Source organism: Paenisporosarcina sp. P5_A11 (assembly GCF_056400705.1).
Genome location: NZ_JBFUKT010000286.1, coordinates 1 through 2,467 on the forward strand (window position 1 = coordinate 1; position 2,467 = coordinate 2,467).

2 protein-coding genes and 1 pseudogene are annotated in these 2,467 nt (G+C 32.9%); all 3 read left to right on the forward strand.

Annotation, left to right across the window (positions count from 1 at the left end):
- The first annotated feature begins 499 nt into the window (after positions 1 to 499).
- Positions 500 to 1,237 (forward strand): CsxC family protein, encoded by a 738-nt coding sequence (locus AC1DOS_RS19360; RefSeq protein WP_108585326.1) that lies wholly within the window; start codon positions 500 to 502, stop codon positions 1,235 to 1,237.
- A 267-nt stretch (positions 1,238 to 1,504) separates the two neighbouring features.
- Positions 1,505 to 1,684, forward strand: a complete 180-nt coding sequence (locus tag AC1DOS_RS19365) for a hypothetical protein (RefSeq protein ID WP_477538815.1) — start codon at positions 1,505 to 1,507, stop codon at positions 1,682 to 1,684.
- Between the two features lie 268 nt (positions 1,685 to 1,952).
- Positions 1,953 to 2,467, forward strand: a pseudogene (locus AC1DOS_RS19370) (hypothetical protein); the annotation flags it as partial.

Below are 2,467 nucleotides of genomic sequence, written 5' to 3' on the forward strand. Positions count from 1 at the left end.
GGTGAGAGCTGCGTCTGTAGGCAAGGTTGTTGACTGAAAACTTTTCATTTTATAAATAAAAAATGTAGTGTGGACCTTTTAAACCAAAAATAGCAGATTTAAGGTGCTTTACCTTAAATCTGTTTTATTTAGATGGTAAATAACTGGATCGTTTATTTGATTAAGACCTAACATTCCACATCTCTTAAGAAATCTTTCTGCATCAAAACAAAAAAATATTGAAATACMTATTATATATGCATATACACTAATGTCATCTGAAACATATATTGAAAATGTAGATTATTATATTAAATCGAACAATAGATAATTAAAAGTGCTGCTCAATAGGTTACAAAGTAGTGAAGGCATGTTGAAGAAGGTTCTTTTGAAATTCATTCTGCGTAACTATAACTATGCCTTTAGAGTATTCATGAACCATCTAAATGTTCGACTTAAATTGACAATTTACAGAAGGTAATGTGAAAAAATTTTTAAAGAATGATAGGAGGTGAAAAGGATGAATCAAAATAACAATACAAATTCTTCGGATCCCATTATGATGCCTTGTCCAGTAGAGGGAATAAATCAAGTACCTTTACATGATGAAAAAGCAAAACCTTGCGTCCTTCGCAAGGATACTCAACCGGTTATTAAAGTTCCAGCTGTATTAGCTGAGACCACACTTTCAATTGTTGTGGAAGCAAATATTCCGCTTAATCCACCAGCAGTTGAAATTAAACGAGTGTCAAAAGATGTATTTCTAACACAATGTAAATTAGTACCTTGTGAATTTGGAAAAGAAGTATGTCCAGGCGTCTTTACAGTAAAAAGAGCTAAATTATTTGTAGAAGGATTTATTCGCAAAGATATTGAATATTCTACTGATGATTGTAATGGAGTAATTCGGGATCGAATTGCAACTGTTCCATTTTCTGGATTCGCAGACCTTAAGGGTAACGATTTTCTTATTTACCCAATTTTAGGTGGATCTTCAGGAAGTAGATCTCGATTTTTAGATCCGAAAACCGGTGACTCGCCACGCCAAGATAAATACTTCTTTGAAAATAGTGTTTTTTATAATGAGCAACCATATTGTGAGTTAATTAGTGCAAATTTCTTTGAACTTGATTTTTCTCCACATGCTGTAAATGCGGGTAACACGTTTGATACACTACGTGAAAAAATTGTACTTGAACTTAAACTAAAAGTATTACAAACGCGACAAGTACGAATTCAATCTTTAGGCGATTGTTAAAAACCCACTAGGTTTACCACAAGCAAATCTTTTTAAAAAATGCTAAGCAAACATTAACGAGAAATGCTACAAATATCACCTCGCAATGAGGAATTATAATTATAGTCCCACTTTACAAACCCCTATCTAGTCCACGATAGGGGTTTACTATTTTGCGGAAAAATGAAGTATCTTTTGAAATACAATAAAAGAATTGGAATTTAAGTTTACATAAATGTTGTTCGTAAAACACAATAACTTAAGTAATAAAAGCGGGCAAATGATTGTATGGTTATTCTAGAATTTGAATTTTCCAGTTACATCTCTCGTGCTGTGTGTGGGGCAAACTCGGTAAATCAAGTGAATAAGAAACAGGGAATGCAGGCAAATAAGCCTGCTTTTTTTATTGATAATGGATATGACTATGACTATGACTGGATCCATGAAGTGGAGATCCATCGAGTTTAAACAATTAAGAAAATGACTCAAAAATACATTTATCAAATAAGAAGTGGTAAGAAATTCCCTAAAAAATGCAAATTTAAAGCTTGGCAAGAAGAATATGCTTCTATAAATAAAGGAAAAAATTAATAGTATAAAAAAGCTATTAAACTTCAGTCTGCCTAGAGTCTTTTTCTATCACTTAATATGCTATAGATATAAGGGAAATTACGGATTGAGTGGATCAAAAAAGTTGAGTTTACTAAAATCCGAGCGAAAGGAGGTGCAATCAAAAATGCGATTTTACCCAAAAAATTGTGGGAAAAGAGAAGGATGTAAATGCTCCAAGTGTTGTAAAAAAGAATGTCCAGATAAAAAATGGGAAAAAAGAGAAGGATGTAAATGTTCCAAGTGTTCTGAAGTAGAGATTAAAACAGAATGGAAAGACGACTGCCACAAAAAGAAATGGAACTGTCACGACGAGAAGTGGAAAGATGACTGCCGCAAAAAGAAATGGAATTGTTACGACGAGAAATGGAAAGATGATTCTCATAAAAAGAAATGGAACTGTAATGAAGTGAAATGGAAAGATGATTGTCATGAAAAGAAATGGAAAGACGACTGTCATGAAAAGAAATGGAAAGACGACTGTCATGAAAAGAAATGGAAAGATGAYTGTCATGAAAAGAAATGTAAATGTCACGACGAGAAATGGAAAGATGACTGTCATGAAAAGAAATGTAAATGTCACGACGAGAAATGGAAAGATGAYTGTCATGAAAAGAAATGTAAATGTCACGACGAGAAATG